At 57.9% G+C, this 18,315-nt stretch carries 18 protein-coding genes; 9 read left to right on the top strand and 9 right to left on the bottom strand.

The features are described from left to right. Positions 1-458 precede the first annotated feature (458 nt). Complete coding sequence (locus BX591_RS12020; protein ID WP_111931948.1) at positions 459-1,238, bottom strand: AraC family transcriptional regulator; 780 nt, start codon at positions 1,236-1,238, stop codon at positions 459-461. Between the two features lie 279 nt (positions 1,239-1,517). Between BX591_RS12020 and BX591_RS12025 the strand changes: the two genes are divergently transcribed. The 6 genes from BX591_RS12025 (at position 1,518) to BX591_RS12050 (ending at position 8,857) form a co-directional block, all read left to right on the top strand. Beyond that, on the top strand, positions 1,518-2,285 hold the full coding sequence (locus tag BX591_RS12025; protein ID WP_111931559.1) for a crotonase/enoyl-CoA hydratase family protein: 768 nt from the start codon (positions 1,518-1,520) through the stop codon (positions 2,283-2,285). 206 nt (positions 2,286-2,491) lie between these two features. Continuing rightward, entirely contained in the window at positions 2,492-4,399 is a 1,908-nt protein-coding gene (asnB, locus tag BX591_RS12030) for an asparagine synthase (glutamine-hydrolyzing) (RefSeq protein WP_111931561.1), read from the top strand. A 104-nt stretch (positions 4,400-4,503) separates the two neighbouring features. After that, positions 4,504-5,406, top strand: coding sequence for an EamA family transporter (locus BX591_RS12035; RefSeq protein ID WP_111931563.1), 903 nt, complete (start codon positions 4,504-4,506; stop codon positions 5,404-5,406). A 178-nt stretch (positions 5,407-5,584) separates the two neighbouring features. Further along, entirely contained in the window at positions 5,585-6,511 is a 927-nt protein-coding gene (locus BX591_RS12040) for a diiron oxygenase (protein WP_111931565.1), read from the top strand. A 69-nt stretch (positions 6,512-6,580) separates the two neighbouring features. Then, positions 6,581-7,624: an iron-sulfur cluster-binding domain-containing protein gene (locus BX591_RS12045; protein WP_111931567.1), complete on the top strand. Its 1,044-nt coding sequence runs from the start codon at positions 6,581-6,583 to the stop codon at positions 7,622-7,624. 729 nt (positions 7,625-8,353) lie between these two features. Next, positions 8,354-8,857 (top strand): DUF1543 domain-containing protein, encoded by a 504-nt coding sequence (locus tag BX591_RS12050; protein ID WP_111931569.1) that lies wholly within the window; start codon positions 8,354-8,356, stop codon positions 8,855-8,857. 380 nt (positions 8,858-9,237) lie between these two features. Here BX591_RS12050 and BX591_RS12055 read toward each other — a convergent pair whose 3' ends face one another. Further along, on the bottom strand, positions 9,238-10,107 hold the full coding sequence (locus BX591_RS12055) for a LysR family transcriptional regulator (RefSeq protein ID WP_111931949.1): 870 nt from the start codon (positions 10,105-10,107) through the stop codon (positions 9,238-9,240). 111 nt (positions 10,108-10,218) lie between these two features. Between BX591_RS12055 and BX591_RS12060 the strand changes: the two genes are divergently transcribed. After that, positions 10,219-11,205 (top strand): zinc-dependent alcohol dehydrogenase family protein, encoded by a 987-nt coding sequence (locus tag BX591_RS12060; RefSeq protein ID WP_111931571.1) that lies wholly within the window; start codon positions 10,219-10,221, stop codon positions 11,203-11,205. Positions 11,206-11,388: 183 nt separating this feature from the next. On the opposite strand, the gene BX591_RS12065 is transcribed toward BX591_RS12060, so the two are convergent. From BX591_RS12065 to BX591_RS12085, 6 genes are all read right to left on the bottom strand, one after another. Then, the gene (locus tag BX591_RS12065; RefSeq protein ID WP_111931573.1) at positions 11,389-12,120 is read right to left on the bottom strand and encodes a class I SAM-dependent methyltransferase; all 732 of its coding nucleotides are present in this window, start codon (positions 12,118-12,120) and stop codon (positions 11,389-11,391) included. A 244-nt stretch (positions 12,121-12,364) separates the two neighbouring features. Continuing rightward, positions 12,365-12,964: a hypothetical protein gene (locus BX591_RS36075; RefSeq protein ID WP_146749756.1), complete on the bottom strand. Its 600-nt coding sequence runs from the start codon at positions 12,962-12,964 to the stop codon at positions 12,365-12,367. Positions 12,965-13,203: 239 nt separating this feature from the next. Continuing rightward, the gene (locus BX591_RS12070; protein ID WP_111931575.1) at positions 13,204-13,533 is read right to left on the bottom strand and encodes a hypothetical protein; all 330 of its coding nucleotides are present in this window, start codon (positions 13,531-13,533) and stop codon (positions 13,204-13,206) included. 323 nt (positions 13,534-13,856) lie between these two features. After that, positions 13,857-14,744, bottom strand: a complete 888-nt coding sequence (locus BX591_RS12075; RefSeq protein WP_276330764.1) for an NAD(P)-dependent oxidoreductase — start codon at positions 14,742-14,744, stop codon at positions 13,857-13,859. Next, positions 14,741-15,736 carry an alpha/beta hydrolase gene (locus BX591_RS12080; protein ID WP_208459644.1) on the bottom strand — a complete coding sequence of 332 codons (996 nt, stop codon included), beginning with the start codon at positions 15,734-15,736 and terminating at the stop codon, positions 14,741-14,743. Before BX591_RS12080 ends, BX591_RS12075 begins: the two co-directional genes overlap by 4 nt. A 60-nt stretch (positions 15,737-15,796) precedes the next feature. After that, a complete protein-coding gene (locus BX591_RS12085; protein WP_111931581.1) occupies positions 15,797-16,111 on the bottom strand; it encodes an EthD family reductase in 315 nt (104 codons plus the stop codon). Positions 16,112-16,286: 175 nt separating this feature from the next. Here BX591_RS12085 and BX591_RS12090 point away from each other — a divergent pair, with 175 nt between their 5' ends. After that, positions 16,287-17,138: a LysR family transcriptional regulator gene (locus BX591_RS12090; protein WP_111931583.1), complete on the top strand. Its 852-nt coding sequence runs from the start codon at positions 16,287-16,289 to the stop codon at positions 17,136-17,138. A 247-nt stretch (positions 17,139-17,385) separates the two neighbouring features. Here the strand turns inward: BX591_RS12090 and BX591_RS12095 are convergent, their stop codons facing one another. Next, positions 17,386-17,913: a VIT1/CCC1 transporter family protein gene (locus BX591_RS12095; RefSeq protein ID WP_276330765.1), complete on the bottom strand. Its 528-nt coding sequence runs from the start codon at positions 17,911-17,913 to the stop codon at positions 17,386-17,388. Positions 17,914-17,925: 12 nt separating this feature from the next. Between BX591_RS12095 and BX591_RS12100 the strand changes: the two genes are divergently transcribed. Beyond that, positions 17,926-18,150: a LysR substrate-binding domain-containing protein gene (locus BX591_RS12100; RefSeq protein WP_111931590.1), complete on the top strand. Its 225-nt coding sequence runs from the start codon at positions 17,926-17,928 to the stop codon at positions 18,148-18,150. Positions 18,151-18,315: the final 165 nt, after the last annotated feature.

An 18,315-nucleotide genomic window follows, 5' to 3' on the forward strand; every position in this document is an offset into this window, starting at 1 on the left:
TGCGATCTTCACCTTCTATGAATCGCTTCATCCGGTCACCCATGCTGAATGAGTTAATCCAGTTTAGGCGATCAGCGCGTTTTCACACAAGCTCGACCCTCAAGAGCCATTCGCCATTCCCGGTTACGGTCATTCAAATGCATGCGCCCACCAAGCACGCTCACTGGTGCAAGCGCGCCCTTGCCGAGACGGGTGAACCAATCAGCTGCTGGACGCGAGTATAGAGCCGTCCTGTCACGGAGCGGACCCAGTTTAACAACAAGGACCGCCGGCCGGATCTCTTGGAATTCGTTTCCTTGAGCGAGGCATAACGTCCTCGCCGCGCATGGCTGGAAATGCCAATGAAACGACCGTCGAAGTTGCCGACACGCAGACGGGGCTATTTCTCCTACATCGGAGCCGGCCACTGGACGATTCACGAAGCAGAGCCGCCCGCAGTCTGACAAGGCAAACCGCGCTTAGCTGCTGGCGTCAGATGAAAGCGTAAGCTCCCTGTATCGAGCTAGATACCGAACCGGGGCATCACCAAGAAGAAACTTGAATGTGGCTGAGAAAGCGCTTGTGCTGCTGTATCCGAGATCGGCAGAAACATCTTTTACGCTGGCTCCCTGGCTGAGCCGGGACAAGGCCTCAAGCACGCAAACGTGCTGCTTCCAAACGACGAAGCTGACGCCAGTCGCTTCGCGGAATTGTCGAGTGAAGGTCCTGCGGCTCATATTCGCCATCTTCGCCATCTCATTGATCGACATCGCCTGCGTTGGCGCATCGAGCATATGTCTGCACGCTCTTGAGAGCCGCGGGTCTTGCGGGAGCGGCACGCTTAATGGCAACCGGGGCATACCGCTCAGTTCATCGAGCAGGGTAGATTCAAGGCGAGCGCGTCGCGCGCTCGTGCCACCCGGCAAAGCCAGCATCGCATCAAACAGGTGCCGAAGTAAGGCAGAGACACCGTAGACCTGACAGTAGGGCGGCAAAGCTGCGAGCGCGGCAGACTTATGCTCAATAAACGTATTCAGCATCGTCACAGCGCCATGCATGTGCATTTCGTGACCGATGTAGGCAGGAACCCAGATCGCTCGCTGCGCAGGCACGATCCAGTTCCCCTTGTCCGTGAACATCGAGATTCCACCGCTGACTGCATAGGCGAATTGTCCTTCGTCGTGCGTATGTCGGGCAAAAACGTCGCCAGGTTTGAATGTACGGGTTGTCACAACGACACCAATCGAATCGAGATCCATGTCTGCTTTCTGTCGTTCGTCTGCCATTCGGCGTAGTTCTGAATCTGATCGGAAGTCGCCTTAATACAACCGGACTTTGGCATCCCGCATGCGTGATGCATGAGGCTCTTAAAAGCCAACTGGACTAATCCTGGCGCCCTTCTGCAGGCATTGCGCGCTGATCTCGATCGCTTGATGCTCTTGGCCCAATATTGACATAAGAGTGCCCGATTCTGCAACGTGGGTCAGTCGACTGCAGGATAGTATCCTGCCTCGATAATCAAACGGGGTCGGTAATAAATGGGTAGTTCTTTTATTAAGTTATCTCGACAAAAAAACGTTTTGTTGATCGGGCTTGACCGGCCTGAAAAGCGCAACGCAATGCCCAAGGCGATGATGCGAGAATTGCGCGAAATATTTCTTAATATTCCAGACGATGTCGGAGCAGCAGTGCTTTACAGCACCAGCCAGCACTTCTGCTCTGGGCTTGACCTCACAGAAGTTAAAGGTCAATCCGTCATCGACTGCTTTAATTTTTTCAGGCAATGGCATGAGGTCTTCGGCCTTATCCAATTCGGCAAGGTTCCTGTCGTTGCCGCTATTTCTGGCGCGGCTATTGGTGCTGGCCTCGAAATGGCAAGCGCCTGCCACCTTCGCGTGGTGGACGACACTGCGTACTTTTCATTGCCAGAAGGCGCGCGAGGATTATATGTTGGACTCGGCGCATCTGTTCGCTTTCCTCGGCTCGCAGGTACCGCATTGATGATGGATATGATGCTTACCGGACGTCCTCTTGCTGCGCAGGAAAGCGTGTCGCGGGGTGTCGCGCAATACATCGTTCCCGCAGGTGCAGCTCTGGATAAGGCAGTCGAACTGGCCGCGATCGCGGCCTCGAACCTGCCCATGACGAATCACGCAATCATTCACGCGCTGCCCCGCATCGTTGAACAGGGCCCGGATGAGGGCTTATACACTGAAGCGCTGATTGCTTCCGTCGTTCAGTCAGCTCCAGAAACCGCCGCGCGGATGGACGCATTCCTGCACCGCAAGAAGCATGTACCTCAGTGAGAAAGAGCGGCGACAAAACGATTCCACAGTCAGGTTGCCTCTTCGCGCGTTAGCCAGAAAAACGCAACCACCAGTACGGGACCTGAGAGATCTCGCCAGTGAGAGGGCAAACAGAATCGAACCGGCATCGCGGCTCGATATTTCGCCCTTGATGTGCGCGCTACATTTTTACCCTTGAACAGTGTTTATTATTTCGGATTACTAATATGTGTGGCTATGTCGCAATCTTTTCGAAACAACGGCGTGAATTCCTGCCGGACCAACTGGACGCGGCCATGGCTGCAATTCATCATCGCGGCCCCGACAGCCAGTCCACCTGGTTCGATCCCAAGGGGCGGGTTGCCTTCGGCTACGTCCGCCTCGGACTGGTCGGCCTAAGCAACGGCACCCAGCCGATCGTGGCTGATGAAGGCGATTTTGTCATGATGGTCAACGGCGAGTTCTACGACTACGCCCGCATCCGGTCCGAACTCGAAGAGCAGGGATGCCGGTTCAAGACCTCATCGGACAGCGAGATCGCAATGCACCTGTACCGCCGGCATGGTGTTCGGGGACTCAAACAGCTGCGCGGCGAATTCGCGATCCTGATCTACGATCGTCTGCGCGAAACACTGTTCGCCGTTCGGGACCGAATTGGCGTGAAGCCGCTGTATTACGCCGAACACGACGGCGCCTTCTACTTCGGCTCCGAAGTCAAGGCGATGGTGGCAGTTGGGCTCCCGGCGGAATGGGACCGGGAAACGTACGCGAACCGCGGCTTCATTCTGCGCGACGGAACGCTGTTCAACGGGGTTCGTAGTGTCAAGCCAGGCACCTTCCTGCTGGCAGATAGCGGTGGCTTGCAGGAAAAAACATACTGGGATTGGCCGTTCCCGGCCCGCGCGGCAGTCGATCACGATCAGACGGAAGCGTTAATGATCGAGCGCGTGCGCGACGCCGTCAAAGACGCAGTCCAGCTTCGACTGCACGCTGACGTGCCGATCGGCGTTTCGCTAAGCGGTGGTCTGGATTCGTCGGCCATGCTCGGTCTGGCGACGGAGCTGGTGGGCAAGCCGTTGCAGGCGTTTCACCTCTCGTTTGACGGCGCCGACGGGTACGACGAGCGACGCTATGCTGAAATCGCCGCGAAGCACAACAACGCCGAGCTTCACGTGCTTTCGGTCAGACAGGACGATCTGGCCGACCACTTCGAGGATGCGCTCTGGCATACGGAGGTGCCGTTCTCGAACGCTCATAGCGTCGCGAAATACATGCTTTGCAAGTTTATTCAGAGCAAAGGCATGCGCGCGGTGCTGACCGGTGAAGGGGCAGACGAGGTGTTCGCCGGCTATCCCCACTACCGGCGCGATATGGTTCAATTCAATAACGACCACCAGGATAGCGACGAAATTCGCCGTCTCGCGGATCGAATCGCGGCCCAAGGCGATCGCTTCCTCGAGGAACCCACGGATGACGTGCAGTGGGTGACCAACAATCTCGGGCACAGCATCTCCTGGATCGAGACCCAGTCGGCGCTGTTCCGGCCGCTTACTGGCTTGTTCAAGGGTGGGTACCGTGAGCATTACGCGGGCGCCGCCCCCTATCGGCAATTCTATGAGCGTCTCGGAGGTCCGGCTTTTGATGAATGGGATCCCGTAAATAAATCCCTTTACGCGGTAGCTAAGTCCAGTCTGCCTAACCTCGTGCTGACCACGTTGGGTGACCGGCTGGAGATGGCTGGAAGCCTCGAGGGGCGCCCGCCGCTTCTGGATCATCGCGTCGTGGAGGCGGCCGCTACGCTCCCCGTGTGGATGAAGATCCGGGGCAGTGTCGAGAAATATGCTTTGCGCGAAGCCATGCGTCCCTACCTGCCGGCGGAAATCTACGATCGCAAGAAGCAATACTTCCGCGCCCCGCCGTCACTGCTGCAGCCAGAATCGAAGATGTTCCAACTGATCGCGGACACATTGTCCAGTCCGTTGTTGACGTCGCTACCGTTCTTCGAACCGTCGCGTGTGCGCGACTTCCTCGGTATCGCCCGGAAACTGCCGGAAGGACAACGGGCCGCAGCTGACCATGTTCTGATGGAAATCACAGGACTCTGTCTGCTGCAAAAGCGCTTCTCGCTACGCTAGCGCCGGTTGATCAGTCCCGCTTCGGCGCTGCGGGCTGGTCTTTCTGAGCGGCTCCCAAGGCGGGCCGAACGCGCCGCCGCCGAATATCTTCCATAGGAGAAAGCATGAAGAAGAAGCACCTCGCCCTCGCGTTACTGGTCACATTCGTTTGGGGCATCAATTTCCCGATCACCAAGCTTGGTCTGGACTCAATCGATCCGTTTGTGTTGACCGGCATCCGCTTCACGTTGGCGGCCATCCCGCTGGTGTTTTTCATCCGCAGGCCATCAGTCCATTTCGGTTATGTCGCGGCGTACGGACTGATCTTTGGCGTCGGTATGTGGGGGGCGATCAATTATGGAATCGCAGCGGGCGTCGCACCAGGTATCGCGTCGTTGATTATCCAGCTCAGCGCTTTCTTTACGATGTTCTGGGGCGCGCTTCTGTTTCGCGAGACCTTGCGCCCCGCGCAATGGATTGGTGCGGTCGTGGTTCTCTTTGGGCTGTGCGGAATCTTCTTCGCGCAGAAAGGCGCGCACCAGGTCCTCGGTATCGCGTTGATCGTTCTGAGCGCGATCGCGTGGAGCGTGGGCAACGTGATTATCAAAAAATCCGGGGTTAAGGAGATATTCTCGTTCATGGTTTGGGCCAGCCTTTTTCCACCACTTCCTTTGCTGCTCGGCACCTGGCTCCTGGAAGGAGGGCATCCCTTCCTGATGAGCTGGCGAAACATGGACGGAATGGCCCTCTTCTCTCTGCTGTTCCAGGTGTACCTCGCCACGCATTTCTCGTATTGGGGCTGGAACTCGCTGATGAAGTTGTATCCGGTTTCGACGGTCGCGCCGTTGTCGCTCATGATCCCGGTGTTTGGCATAGCCACTTCCATTCTGCTTGTCGGTGAGCAGGTGCATCCCGCGGAGATGGTATCGATCGTAGTGGTTATCGTTGGCCTTGCTATCGGGATATACAGGAGGAGCAACCGGCCGGTACTGACACGACCCACTGCCACCACTGCGTCCGAGGCATGATGAAGCGATAAAGCGTTGGCGCCCCGGTAAGTGTCGCCGCAAGGACCTTTCGTGCCGTGGCCGGGGTGCCGACTCGCGTCGGTTGGTCGCCGCCTACCGTCGTGCCATTCGCAAGTTCATAACACTAGCCGGCGTTACCGCGCACGGCTGGATTTAATACCTTTCGCAGAGCAGCCACATGCATACTGACGACATCGTCGAATCAAGTCACGTAAAAGATACCCTGAAGAAGCTTTCCCTGCTCTGGCGGGATCGAGCGATGGTCAATAAAGGGCCGATAGACCACACATCAATCGCCTTCGATCCCGAAATGCCAGATTTCGCGGAGTCGCTCCTTCCTTTCAGCTCACATCCGCGGTGGCTGGACGCAGATCCGGAATTGAAGAAAAACGTGTTGTCGTATGCCTGGGCGATTTACAACCTAAAGACGGTCTACATCGAGTGCGACGTCGTTACACCGGCGTGCGAGGACCTGATCAAGTCCCCTGTCGGCAGCGCAAATGCGCGATATGAGTTGCAGCAGGTGATGGCCGAGGCGCTACTCGATGAAGCCTTGCACACAAAAATGTCGGTTAGCGCGTGCAACTACATTTACGCGCATCGAAAGCTGAAGCCCGTCGACTACGCGAACTTCAACCTCGTGACTTGGCGATCGCGGCTACTTGCCCAGTGCAGCTCGGAATGGGAGCGTCGCCTGACAAGGTTTGCGATCGCCTGCGCGAGCGAGACGCTCATCACCGACTATTTGAAGACGCTCTCCGATGATGCGTCTATCCAGCCCTTATGCCGGGAGGTAACGCGCTCGCACGCGATCGATGAGTGGGGCCACTCGAGCGTGTTCAGTGTGGCGGCAGACCATATAGTCGGCTCGCTTTCTCAATCCGAACGTTGCTACTTTGCTGGCGTTGTGCCGCAAACGGTCGAAATGTTCGCCGACAACGAGATGGGAGCATGGTCAGCCGTATTCGCGCATATGGAGTTTCCGCACCGCGAGGAAATTGTCCACGACTCGCAAAAAATCGGTCAGATCAAGGTTTATCGGGATTCGGTCATGACGCTGCTTGACAAGCTGGGGTTGCCAGTGCGTCCAGACTGGTCCGGGTAGACGCTCGCAAGTCCGAGCAAGTCCGACCGTGGATGAGTCACTAAAAAATAGAAATTATTAGAGAATCAGATGAACGGACCTCTTCATTTCAGATGTGAGAACGTTGTTCGGATGTCGAATACGGTAAATGCATATTGGCTGCGCTTGCTGGATTCGGACCGCTACGATGAATGCGATTACGGGAAACACCTGTTGCTAAAGTATCCGGATGCGGAGAATAGGGTGCAACGGCGCAGCTATTCGATTGCTGGCAGGCCAGATAAAGGTCTAGTCGAAATTGCGGTCAAACGTCAACCCGGCCAAGGCGTGTCGGCGTCGATCCATCAATCTCTGACACCCAACTCTATGCTGATCGTGGACGAAGTCTCGGGAACGCTGACCGGCAAATCGTTGTTGCGTTATTGCAGCGTGTTGATGGTGTGCGGCGGGGTCGGTGTTACGTTGCCCCTAGGACTTGCCCGAGGCTTGGCGGCATTGTCAGATCGGGGTGTTGAGGTACCCAATGTGCATCTGATTGTTTGCGTGCCGCAGTTGGGTGACCTGATTTACTTTACCGAGCTATTGGCGTTACAGGCTAGATATCAATGGCTGACCGTCGCAACGTTTGTCACACAGGAGCGGGTCCGCGCCGGAATCCCGTATCTGATGTCTGGTCGCCCAGATCCGGTTGAACTCGCCGACAGGATAGCGGTACCGGAGGCCCTCGTGGTATGCGGGAGCGCTCCATTCGTCGTGGACTGGGAACGCAAACTCCTGCGCACTTTCCCGGACGCCGTGATCCTCAATCAGCACCGCGCGAATCTCGAGGACGCGAGAACGTGGAAGGCATCACCCGGCTCGCCTGAAAGACTCTGTACGTTCAGCCTCGCCGACAGCAACCGGCTGGTGACTGGATCTCGAGACGATACGCTGCTTCAGACGCTAGAGGCGAATGGCGTGCTGATCCCAAATCAATGCCGGATGGGAGTCTGTGGGCGTTGTAGCGTCCGGCTGATCGAAGGCGAAGTTGAGTCTTCGTCGGAAATCGGTTTGACGAATCTCGAACGTGAGAAAGGCTGCCGTCTCGCGTGCTGCAGCCGTCCCGTTGGCGAGACCGTTACCTTGGCCCTTTAGGTCGTTTATCGGCGTTCTGAGAAACGGTTAGAGACGGGTACCCCGGTCCGTACGATGGGTCCCGTTGATAGATGACCGGAAGGTCATGTGCTGAGACTGACCAATCGCCGGTCTGTCCCAGTGCACTGCCCATCACCGACGGCTGGTCGGTCAGGCTGATGGCCGTTGGGTCACGCCGCAGTAGTCGTATCGAATGTAACAGAAAGTCAAAACCGTGCCAGGTTAGTAAAAAGCGCTGCCACAGAGAGTGAAAAAATCTGGCAGCTTCTGAGAATCGGGCGCCCGGACACCCGAGCGCCGTCTTTGGTGAGCAGGTTCGAGGCGCCGCTGGCGATGCTGGTATCCGGTCGCCCATCGGGCCGCTGTCGGTCCGGAGAAACCTCTCACCCACTCCAAATAGCAATCATTCAAGCGGCTCCTCCGATGAATGTAAGTCGTTACGAAGGCGTATAGACAAACAAGGGCGGTGTGGCTTTCGATTCCCCGATACACATGGCTACGCGCGGCCTCGGAGCGCATCGCATTCGGCGCGCCAGCATCGACATGAAGCAATGAGCGGAGTTTTTACGCTTTTCCATCCCGCGGAGGGAAGGCGATGATGTATTTCGACCTTTGAGGTACGTGTTCATTTAGCAGTAAAAATCGGCGCAACATATCGCTCGCATCCACTCTCAAATAGTCCCAAGTGGTAATGTTTGAGTTTCTCATTACATCATTCATTGTTTCGAAATGGATTTGTTTATCTTTTACGTGGGCGGCAATGCCGGTAAGTCGAATATTGAGGTCCACGATATTCAGTTCGTTGTTGCTGAACACCCCGAACAGGCTTGGCCGACCCTGCGAGAGGCATGGTTTGGCGACAAGGGCAAACTTCACATAGACGGTTACGCGCGCATTAAATGGGCTGACGGCTACCGCGTGACACTCTCCTGCGAACGCCCTGTAGCGGGGCCGAAGCTTTTTTTCGTGAACGTCGGTGCATATACTCCCGATTCATTGGCGGAGTTGCATGAATTCGGCTTGTTCGTGGCGGACTCTCCCGCAAATGCGAAAGAAAACGCGATGAAAAGGCTGCTGAGCGGAAGGCGACATCGACATAAGGACAATCTTCGGTCTGTGGACGACTGCATTGCGCTCGAGCAGGTAGGCGAGATGTTCGTCCATCTCACGCCACATTCGGACGAACAGTCATTCGGTCCCGAATGGCAGGGCTACCAACCCATTGGTATCTAAGAGCTTATTACCCGCGATATGCACTTCTCCAGAGGGTTGGGCGAGCCGATGTTTGACATATCCTTGGCCAGACAGCCACCGGCGCTATCCGCTATTGGCTTTGGTCAAGTTGTCGACAATCTGGGCCGGCGCGTCGAAGGGCCGTTCCTGGCCGACCGCTGCCTTGCGCGGTCGACCGTAGCCGACCCTCAACCGCCAGTCGAGCCAATTAACAGCTATGGCCTGTTGCAAGCTACAACGGTCATTCACGCGTGCGGGGGGCTTGACCAAAGCCGTATCACCACCTGAGGACGATCTGCTATAACCTGGGTCGCTCCGCTCAGAAAGGCGGCCTGGCGAAGCGGCGTAGACCACGCGGAGGCAAGGATTGCCCGCCTGACTCAAACATTGGCTAGCGCATCGATCGTTGCATCCAGAAGTGCGCGCAGTCGCGCGACGCGACGTAAATCGCGGTGAAAGCCAAGCCAGACATCGCGACCCGGCGGCGCTTCGTCTAAATCGACTCGTCGGATGCCCGGCGTCGCATCACCCAGCGGACAAGGCAGCACTGCAAAGCCAGATCCCTCAGCACACATGCGTGCCTGTACTCCGCGATTATTGCTGCCGAACACGATCCTGGCCCGGGGCAGCATGCGCTTGACCCACTCGACGTCGGGCAGCGAGCCGAACTCGCTGTCCATGCTGATCAGCGCGTACCCGTCACCCCCGCCGCGAGTCGGCGGGACGAGATCCGCGTGCCCGTACAACGCATAGTCGATGCGCATCAGCTTGCGCTGGATGACGTCCGGTTCGTCGAACGGCGTAATGCGGAAAAGCAGGTCCGCCTCGCGCCGCGCAAGGTTGTAGAGGCGCGAATCCGTGACGAGTTCCAACGAGATGCCCGGGTACTTCGCTAGAAAGCGCGCGAACACTGGCGTGAGTATGTGCACGCCGAACCAGTCCGACGAGGAGACGCGCAGCAGACCGGTCAACTGGGTCTCTTTCCCGGTGAGCGCGCGCGTGAAGCCAAGCGCTTCCTCCTCCATTCGCTCGGCATAGACGAGCACCGTAGCACCCTCATCCGTCAGCACGAAGCCGTTGCTCGTGCGCTGGAACAGCGTATGTCCGAGTGCATCTTCGAGTGCGCGCAACCTGCGCCCCATCGTTGGCTGGGTCTGGCCCACGCGCTTCGCTGCTGCTCCCAGCGTGCCGCAGCGGGCAATCGCCAGAAAGATCCGGACATCGCCCCAGTCCAAGTGCGGTTCATTCATTTTTGCATGAGCCATATGCAGAAACATCGATTTACATGCATTTGAGCATAAACCATGATAACGCATTGACTCGTTCACTCGACGGGAAACCAACCCAGGAAGGCATCCACCATGACCATGCAGGCGCTCGTCCTTAGCCGCTACAACGGCCCGCTCGAATTGACCGAAATCGCGATGCCCGAACCCGTACACGGCCAGGTACGTGTGCGCATTGCTGCAAGCGGTCTGAATCCGCTAGACACCAAGATCCGCGCTGGTAGCGCAGCGCATGCGAAGCATCCGCTCCCGTTGGTGCTCGGCATCGATATGGCTGGCGTGGTCGATGCCGTTGGGCCGGGGGTGACCGCTTTCCATGTCGGCGACGAGGTTTACGGCATGACGGGCGGCGTCGGTGGTCTTCAGGGCTCGCTGGCGCAGTATGCGGCGGTCGATGCCGACCTGCTTGCGATCAAGCCGGCCAACCTGTCGATGCGGGAATCCGCGGCGCTGCCCCTCGCGTTCATCACCTCCTATTCCGGAATTGTCGATCGGGCCCATCTGAAAGCGGGCCAAACTGTGCTGGTGCAAGGCGGAGCAGGCGGTGTCGGGCATATCTCCGTGCAGCTTGCACGGGCCCTCGGCGTCCAGGTCTTCGCAACAGCGAGTGCACGCGACCACGGACTCGTTACGCGTCTGGGCGCCACGCCTATCGACTACCGGTCGCAATCGGTCGAGCAGTATGTTGCATCGTTGACGCAGGACACAGGCTTCGACGTTGTGGTCGACACCGTTGGCGGCCCTTCGCTCGATGCATCGTTTGCGGCAGTCAGGCACTTTGGACATGTCGTCAGCGCGTTGGGCTGGGGTACGCATTCGCTGGCGCCCCTGTCGTTTCGAGAAGCCACGTACTCAGGAGTCTTCACCCTCTATCCGCTCCTGAGCGGCACGCATCGAGCGCATCACGGAGCGATGCTGCGCGAGGCCACACGGTTGATCGAAGCGGGCAAGCTCACGCCGAATCTCGATCCTCGCCGGTTCGACCTGCCATCGGCGGAACTCGCCTACGAGGCGATCACGAATGCCACCGCACGCGGGAAGATCGTGGTGGACGTCGCGTGAGATCGAACGAGGTCAGCTTCGCGGTGTCGATTCATGACTGCCCCACGAGGTGGGCGCAGGCGGCCCTCCATTTTTGCAGAATCAAAAAGCTCACTATCCGACCTAACCGGATATTCGAGTGACCGTCGCGTCCCGAGAGCGAACGACTAGAACTGGCCGAACACAGCCCGGCGTCGTAGTTTGCTAGCAGCGTGCACGCACACAAATGAATGCCGGGGCTTGTGACAGCTCCGCGTACAACGATTCCGACGCCGCTTTCATCTCGGGAAGCGGTCGAGGTTCGACAAAGCAATCCAATAGCCAGCCACTTTCTGATAACCCGTTGAGAATGTCGGAAAGCGGCCGACGGTAAGCCTGCACATACGGTTTCGGTTCACCGAAGCCGGACCAATACAGCCCGAAGCGGGAAGTCGTGAAGTAAGTATCTCCGCCACGGGTTCGTTCATCCATCCAGTCGCGCATAGGATGGGCCATAGAAAACACCAAACGTGCGCCGACTCGTGCGACTCGTCTGAACTCGCTAAAAACGGGTTTGAGGTCTTCCACGTAGTCGAGGGCGAGCGAGCACAGAATCTTGTCGAACGACGGGGCCGGAAGCCAGTCGAGCGGAGCTGCAAGGTCGCCTGTCACCACTTCTACTGGAAGTTCGGCGCACCGGTGGCGTGCTAGATCGACCATCTGTGGCGTTATATCGAACGCGTGGACCGCTGCGCCGTTTCGGGCGAGATGTTCGCTGCAAATGCCGGGTCCGCATCCGGCATCTAGGACACGCAACCCGTCGACATCACCGAGAAGCGACATCGTCGCGGGGCGCTCGTAGAGCGCATTGTGCGGCTTCGTCGTAACGGCGGCTGCGTATCGGTCGGCAAACCCGGAATAGGCCATATGTCCGATGGACTGAGTCGATTCATTCATGTCGGTCACGCGTTTGCTTTCGCGTCAAGGGAAGACTGCTGACGATTGTCAGCGGTTTGGATGCCGATGTCGACCGGCCGAACTCGGTCCGATGCAAAGTGGATAATTGTCCAGCCACAAAGCACTCAGCATCAGGCTCAGATTGACCCGTAGCGGCCAGCGGTCGCGCTCCGAAGCAGACACTCAAAAGCACGGGCAAGTAACCGGTCACGGGTTGTTCCCATTGCTAAAAATTGTCGTCCCGTCAGTTCTCTTGAGAAGTTGACATGTAGGCATTGATGTAGGCCTCCAAATGCCGGTCTCTCAATAGCGACAAGTTAATTACATCCCTCTCTGATTTTCCATTGACGTTTTTAAATGTCACCACGATCGATGGCACTCTCCTGTATCCACCAGTCGCAGCTACGTTTGCAACGAAAGCCCACGGGAATTGAAAATTCCCATGTTTATAGCCAGTTTTTGAAAGCGTTACTGCGGGTGTGTTGATGCTCCACCAAATTCGAACAGTGTCGCAAGCCTTCCTTCCAAAGAAAATTGTTGCGGGCAAAAAAATTATGCCAAGCACGATTGCAGCCAGACGATCATTTGGCTGCTTCGAGGGAGCCCACAACCACGCGGCGTTCATGAACAGAAACGTTCCAGTGAGGACTAGTTGAGAAATCGCTTCAAATGCAACTGCTCCCTTTGAGTAGAAAAAATGCATGCATTGAGGAATGTCTTTTTTTTCTAATATTTTATTGATCTCTATCCGCCACTTTTCGGCGTCTTTGCCGATTTTTACCATTCCATATGGCACAATGACGAGGAGTACAGGCAACATCAGCAAAAAAATTATTTTACCCAACTCTCAACCCCTTTTCGGAAGCGATAGATAATAAATTAATTTTACTTCGGTTTCTAAGGTTCTGTATAGACAAAAATGGTCCTGAACTAAGCGCATTGCAATGTAACCCGACTCAACTATTTGCACTTGCTAACCAGTAACCTATAATCGCAGTATCGCCGATTGTCGATGATTTCGCCTGATGTGTCGAATGTCGCCTCCTGGCCGAACCCGGTCGGCTAGTCGGCCCGTCATTGCTTCTAACTTTTGGTCCGGGTTATTGCCTTGAAAATCACTTCGTCGCGCGTGACTACAAAAAGCGAAGGCAAACCCGCGCCCAGCACATGTAAGGGCTGCAACTCAACTACCTGCTTCCAGAACTTCTCCGTGAATTCGTCTTTCGTGGCAAGCGCACTGAATTGGAAGCGATTGACGAAGTTTTGATGCGGCGACAGACCAGCATGACTGTCGTAGACGTACCACTCGTCAAAGCCTGGAGAAGGAAGTTGCGATACGGCGCTGATCCGGGGGCTTAGAGCAAGCGTGCCATGCTGCGTCCATCCAGCAGAAAATTCCTCTTTGGTCGGCAATTTGCGCGTCGTCTCCTTGGTTCCATTCAACAACCGGATACCCCAAACGACTGCCTGTTCGTCTCAAACTAGCCTCCTCAAGGCACGCGTGCAACTGTCGACGGTCTGTCTACGGATGTCGACTGACCGTCTGTGGCCGAACTGCGCTCGACGACGACCGGCGCTTCGCCCCGAAGCTGCCTTCGTATCTTCTCCAAAGCGCCCAATCAACACACGCCTCTCGGCGTCAAGGTCACAGCCCTACGCCGAAGTCCTCGAACTCGCGTGGGCTTCAGCGGATTCCTGCGGCCCTCCTGATTGGCAAGTTGCATTCCAGTACGCCGCTAGCCGTGATCTATTGTGAACTTCGCAATTGCGGACCAGTCACGATCACCGAAACCCGCGTCGACGGCGTCACGCATCCGGTAGTGAACGGCATCGAGCATCGGCAGTACGCGAGCCGCAGCGGTGGCGGCCTCCCTGGCCAGACGAAGATCCTTGAGACCCAGCGTTGCCTTGAATCCGGGTTGGTATTCGCTACGGATGATATTGCTGGAATAGGTCTGATAGGGGCGACTGCCGAACAGCGTACCCAAGATCAATTCAAAGAAGCGCTCTCGCGAAAGTCCGTTTGTCTCCGTTAGCACTACGGCTTCCGCCATCGCCTCGATGGCCATCGCGATCATCATGTTGCAGGCGATCTTGGCGGCGTAGGCCGTGGGCGGCTCATCGCCCATGTCCCAGACGTGTTTGCTGATGACTTCCAGTGCCGGCATTACTTTTTTCAGCGCAGCAGGCGCGCCGGCTGCGAGGACGTTGAGGTCTCCTTTAGCGGCGACATCCGGCCGCCCGAGCACAGGAGCCGCCACATAGGCGATACCTGCCGCGCGATGAATCTCCATCAGTTCCCGCGCGAATGCCACTGAGATTGTCGATGCCACTACATGCACCAAACCCGGCCGTGCCTGATACAGCGGATTCGCGTCCAGCAGCACGCTGCGGATCGCCTGGTCGTCGGCCAGCATCGTCAAGGCAATGTCGGCCTGCAACGCTTGCGCAGGCGTCTCCACGATGCGCACACCATCCACATTCCCGCCTGAACGATTCCACGCTGTGACCGTGTGACCGGCAGCGACCAGATTGCGGGCAATTTCCCGGCCCATTGCTCCAAGACCGATGATTCCAATTTCCATTTGACTCTCCTGACAGACGGGTTTATTCCTCTCGCTCAATCGGGTGTTTCCGTGTTCTCGACCAGCCACTTCAACACCGGCACCAGGGCATCATCCGAGTTCTTTTCGTAGATAAGCCCGTGGCCGTTTCCGAACACACCGTGGTCGGGAAGATGCAACACTTCCGCCCGGCTGCCAGCCGCCTTCAGTTGCTCGACAGCGGGTCGACTGGCGGCGGCGAAGGCCGAGGCTTCGGCGGTGACGGCGACGATCGGCAAACCGGCGAGTGCAGGCAACCGGTGTGTGCCAGGAAGCGCCGCCCGCAGCTCCTCAGGCGTTGCGACAGGCGGCTCCCAGTTGAGCGGGGCCGCCGCGAGGCCCCACGTGAGCGACCCGATATTGGGAATACGTGCGAACGGCGGGCCCATCGGCTCAACGGCGACGATCCCTTTGACCAGCCCGGGCCGACGGTCTGCTACAAGCCAGCCAACGGGTCCCGACGCTGAGTGCGTCAGGAGGATCGCCGGACCGATCCTATCGAGCAACTTTGCGATCCTGTCCGCCTCCATGTCCTCGGAAAACGCGAGGTCTGCGGGAAGCGGCCCATAGCCAGCAATGAACTCGTCCATCGCTGCCTCGTCGTCCCGGGCAAATGGCCATTGGGTGTGTTGGGCTTCATATTGTGTCGGGAAGTAGATATCGCGCCCGTGTTCATAGGAGAAGCCGGGCCCCATTGGACCCATCGTCTCGACGTGGTACGGCGATCGCCCTTGTCCAGGGCGATCCACCACGAGTACCGCGTAGCCCGCTTCCACCAGACGTTGTGCCCAGCCCGGACGGCCATCCGGTGTGTCAAACCACTCGGTTCCCTGATAGCCGCCGCCATGCACAAGCACAATCGGCCAAGGCCGCGTGACCGCCTCAGGCGCCTCCCACTCCACGAAAAGCGGGCCGCATTGGTAGGTCTGTCCGTCTCGCTCGATGCGATCGCCCGAAATCCACATATGTCCGCGACGCACGGTGCGCAGGGCAGAATTTTTCCAGAAGGCCAAGTTATTTCTCCGGTGTTGTGCAAGTGAGAGGCATGTAGCGCCGATGTGGAATTGACCCGCTCAGAGCGAAGCGATGCGCAAGCGTGTGGGGGCAAGGTCGGTGAAACTCGGAACGTCGGCCATGACCTCTTGGGTTTCCGGAGATCCGAAGGCGGTTGCGATGGCGGCCTCGTCCCGAAAGCGGCATTCACAAATCACAAGCGTGCCGATATGCGTCGACGACGGGAAGAAAGCCGCGATGCTCTCAAGGCCGTAGCGCTGCCACGCCTGCATCACCAGCGGCAGGTGCCGTTCGATGTAATAGCGCCGATCGAAACGGTCGCCTGGCGCGCCCTCGTAGGTGACGTACACGGTCGGCGATTCAGTGTGCGACATGAGAATTTCCCTTTTGACTATTTCTCCCGAGCTGTCCCGGCCCGGAATCTGGCACCCCAATCAGGCTAGCCGCGAGGGCGTTTCGACATGGGACGGAGCGAAGTTTCACGCATTCACTATTGTTCGGCAATTCAATATAATGAACACTCTTCGTTCATTTTTGTGGGTACCGGGTATGGAGTGGAGCGATGTCCGGATCTTCCTTGCAATAGCGCGCACTGGAACATTGGGCGCAGCGGCACGACTGTTGCACCTTAGCCATCCGACAATGGGAAGACGGCTTCGCGCGCTGGAAGAAGCCACCGGACAGGTGCTGTTTCAGCGAACGGCCGAGGGTTTTGTGCTGACGGAGGAGGGCACCGCGATCCTGCCTCTCGCCGAGCAGATGGAAGACAGCGCGCTAACCATGGAGCGGCGCCTGGCCGGTGAACAGCAACAACTGGAAGGAACGCTCAGAGTGTCATCGGCCGACTGGTTTGGCGCCTATGTCCTGCCGCCAGTGATCGTTGAATACTCGCGCGAGTATCCGCATGTCGAGATCGAGGTCCTGACGGGAACGCGCCTGTTCAACCTCGCGCAGCGTGAAGCGGACGTTGCCTTTCGTATCGTTCCATTCGATGGGCCTGACATCGTGCAGAGACGGTTGACCCCGATGCGATATGGCGTCTACGTGAATCACGCGAGCGCCGATCCGACGGAAGGTGACGGCACGGGGAACCGTTTAATCGCAATGGATACGTCGACGGGTAGCTTTCCCGATATCGAATGGCTACAAAACCGGTTTCCAAACGCCAGTGTCGTATTGCAGTCGAACAACCGTAACGTCCAGGCCCAGATGTGTGCGATGGGTTTGGGCATTGCTGTACTGCCGCGGCCTGTCGGAGATCAGGTCGGCACGATTCGCAGGCTCGAGCTTGGCGAAGAGCCACCACATCGCGAGATGTGGATGGGCTATCACCGCGATCTGAGGCGGTTACACCGCCTGCGCGCATTCGTGGATATTGTCATCAAGCACCTGGCCAATTAGGCACGCCCAGGTTCTCGGCCATTTCGGCATGGTCGTGAATCGCGGCGTTGACCGCGAGTTTTGAAAGAGGCTCGAACAGCGCCAATGACCCTCGGTCTCCATCTTGGAGCCGAGATTAATCCCGCTCTTTCGCATTGGCGGCAACGCGTATGTAGGACGCGTCTCGTCTCCGATGTGCGGCGCAGATGACAGCCGTTGCGGAATAGTGAGTGGTGCAGGTGGCTCTATTGCGGGAAGGCGCCACGGCTCAGCTCGCGCCGAATAGAGCACCGACCGCGGATGCCATCCCCATCGACAGCGCACTCCAGAAGGTGACCCGCACTACGCCGGGTCCCGTTTTCGCCCCGCCGACGCGCGCGGCAAGTCCGCCAAGGATCGCCAGGGACAACAGCGCCGTCACCGCGATGCTCGGGGTCACCCATCGTTGCGGGGCGAGCGCCGTCACGATGAGCGGCAAGGCTGCCCCCACCGAAAAGCTGCTGGCTGACGCTAGCGCGGCCTGCAACGGATTTGCCCGGGTCGTTTCCGAAATACCCAATTCGTCCCGGGCATGCGCGCCCAGTGCGTCGTGAGCCATGAGAGCCTGCGCGACCTGTTTCGCAAGCGCCATATCGAGGCCCCGCCGTACGTAAATCGCCGCCAGCTCCCGATGCTCGCGCGCGCCATCCGCATCGAGCTCCGCCTGCTCTTCGGCGAGCGCCGCAGTTTCGGTATCCGCCTGCGACGAGACCGATACGTATTCGCCTGTCGCCATCGACATCGCGCCGGCAACCAACCCACGGCAACGATGGCAGTGAAAGCCGCAATTGCAGGCGTCGGTCTTGCCTTCGTCCCGGAGCAGCGCGTTTCTTCGCAGCTCGAGAGCGGAGTGCTTCTTCGGGTGCTGTCTGACTGGTGCCCGTCATTTCCAGGCTTCCACCTGTATTATCCGAGCCGTCGACAACCCACTCCGGCTTTCGTCGTCGTTGCGAATGCGCTGCGTCAAGGCGCGCAGGCTTCCCGCGTCAAATGAGACAACCATGCGGGCGCAGCGTACGGATGGGCCGTCCGCTACTGAAGGTCGATCTGCCTGCCAGATGTCTTGTCGTTGTTGCGAGCTAACGGCGGCGCTGGCCGCGCAGGCCCAACGGCGGTCGGCTCAGGACGACCCCAGGCAGCCAGGCAGCCAGACGGCCAC

This window comes from Paraburkholderia bryophila (assembly GCF_003269035.1).
GTDB lineage: Bacteria > Pseudomonadota > Gammaproteobacteria > Burkholderiales > Burkholderiaceae > Paraburkholderia > Paraburkholderia bryophila.

Excerpts from the sequence above, each read along its gene's own strand:
- BX591_RS12020 (WP_111931948.1), bottom strand. The coding sequence starts at position 1,238 with ATGGATCTCGATTCGATTGGTGTCGTTGTGACAACCCGTACATTCAAA.
- BX591_RS12025 (WP_111931559.1), top strand. The coding sequence starts at position 1,518 with ATGGGTAGTTCTTTTATTAAGTTATCTCGACAAAAAAACGTTTTGTTG.
- asnB (WP_111931561.1), top strand. The coding sequence starts at position 2,492 with ATGTGTGGCTATGTCGCAATCTTTTCGAAACAACGGCGTGAATTCCTG.
- BX591_RS12035 (WP_111931563.1), top strand. The coding sequence starts at position 4,504 with ATGAAGAAGAAGCACCTCGCCCTCGCGTTACTGGTCACATTCGTTTGG.
- BX591_RS12040 (WP_111931565.1), top strand. The coding sequence starts at position 5,585 with ATGCATACTGACGACATCGTCGAATCAAGTCACGTAAAAGATACCCTG.
- BX591_RS12045 (WP_111931567.1), top strand. The coding sequence starts at position 6,581 with ATGAACGGACCTCTTCATTTCAGATGTGAGAACGTTGTTCGGATGTCG.
- BX591_RS12050 (WP_111931569.1), top strand. The coding sequence starts at position 8,354 with ATGGATTTGTTTATCTTTTACGTGGGCGGCAATGCCGGTAAGTCGAAT.
- BX591_RS12055 (WP_111931949.1), bottom strand. The coding sequence starts at position 10,107 with ATGAATGAACCGCACTTGGACTGGGGCGATGTCCGGATCTTTCTGGCG.
- BX591_RS12060 (WP_111931571.1), top strand. The coding sequence starts at position 10,219 with ATGACCATGCAGGCGCTCGTCCTTAGCCGCTACAACGGCCCGCTCGAA.
- BX591_RS12065 (WP_111931573.1), bottom strand. The coding sequence starts at position 12,120 with ATGAATGAATCGACTCAGTCCATCGGACATATGGCCTATTCCGGGTTT.
- BX591_RS12085 (WP_111931581.1), bottom strand. The coding sequence starts at position 16,111 with ATGTCGCACACTGAATCGCCGACCGTGTACGTCACCTACGAGGGCGCG.
- BX591_RS12090 (WP_111931583.1), top strand. The coding sequence starts at position 16,287 with ATGGAGTGGAGCGATGTCCGGATCTTCCTTGCAATAGCGCGCACTGGA.
- BX591_RS12100 (WP_111931590.1), top strand. The coding sequence starts at position 17,926 with ATGGCAGTGAAAGCCGCAATTGCAGGCGTCGGTCTTGCCTTCGTCCCG.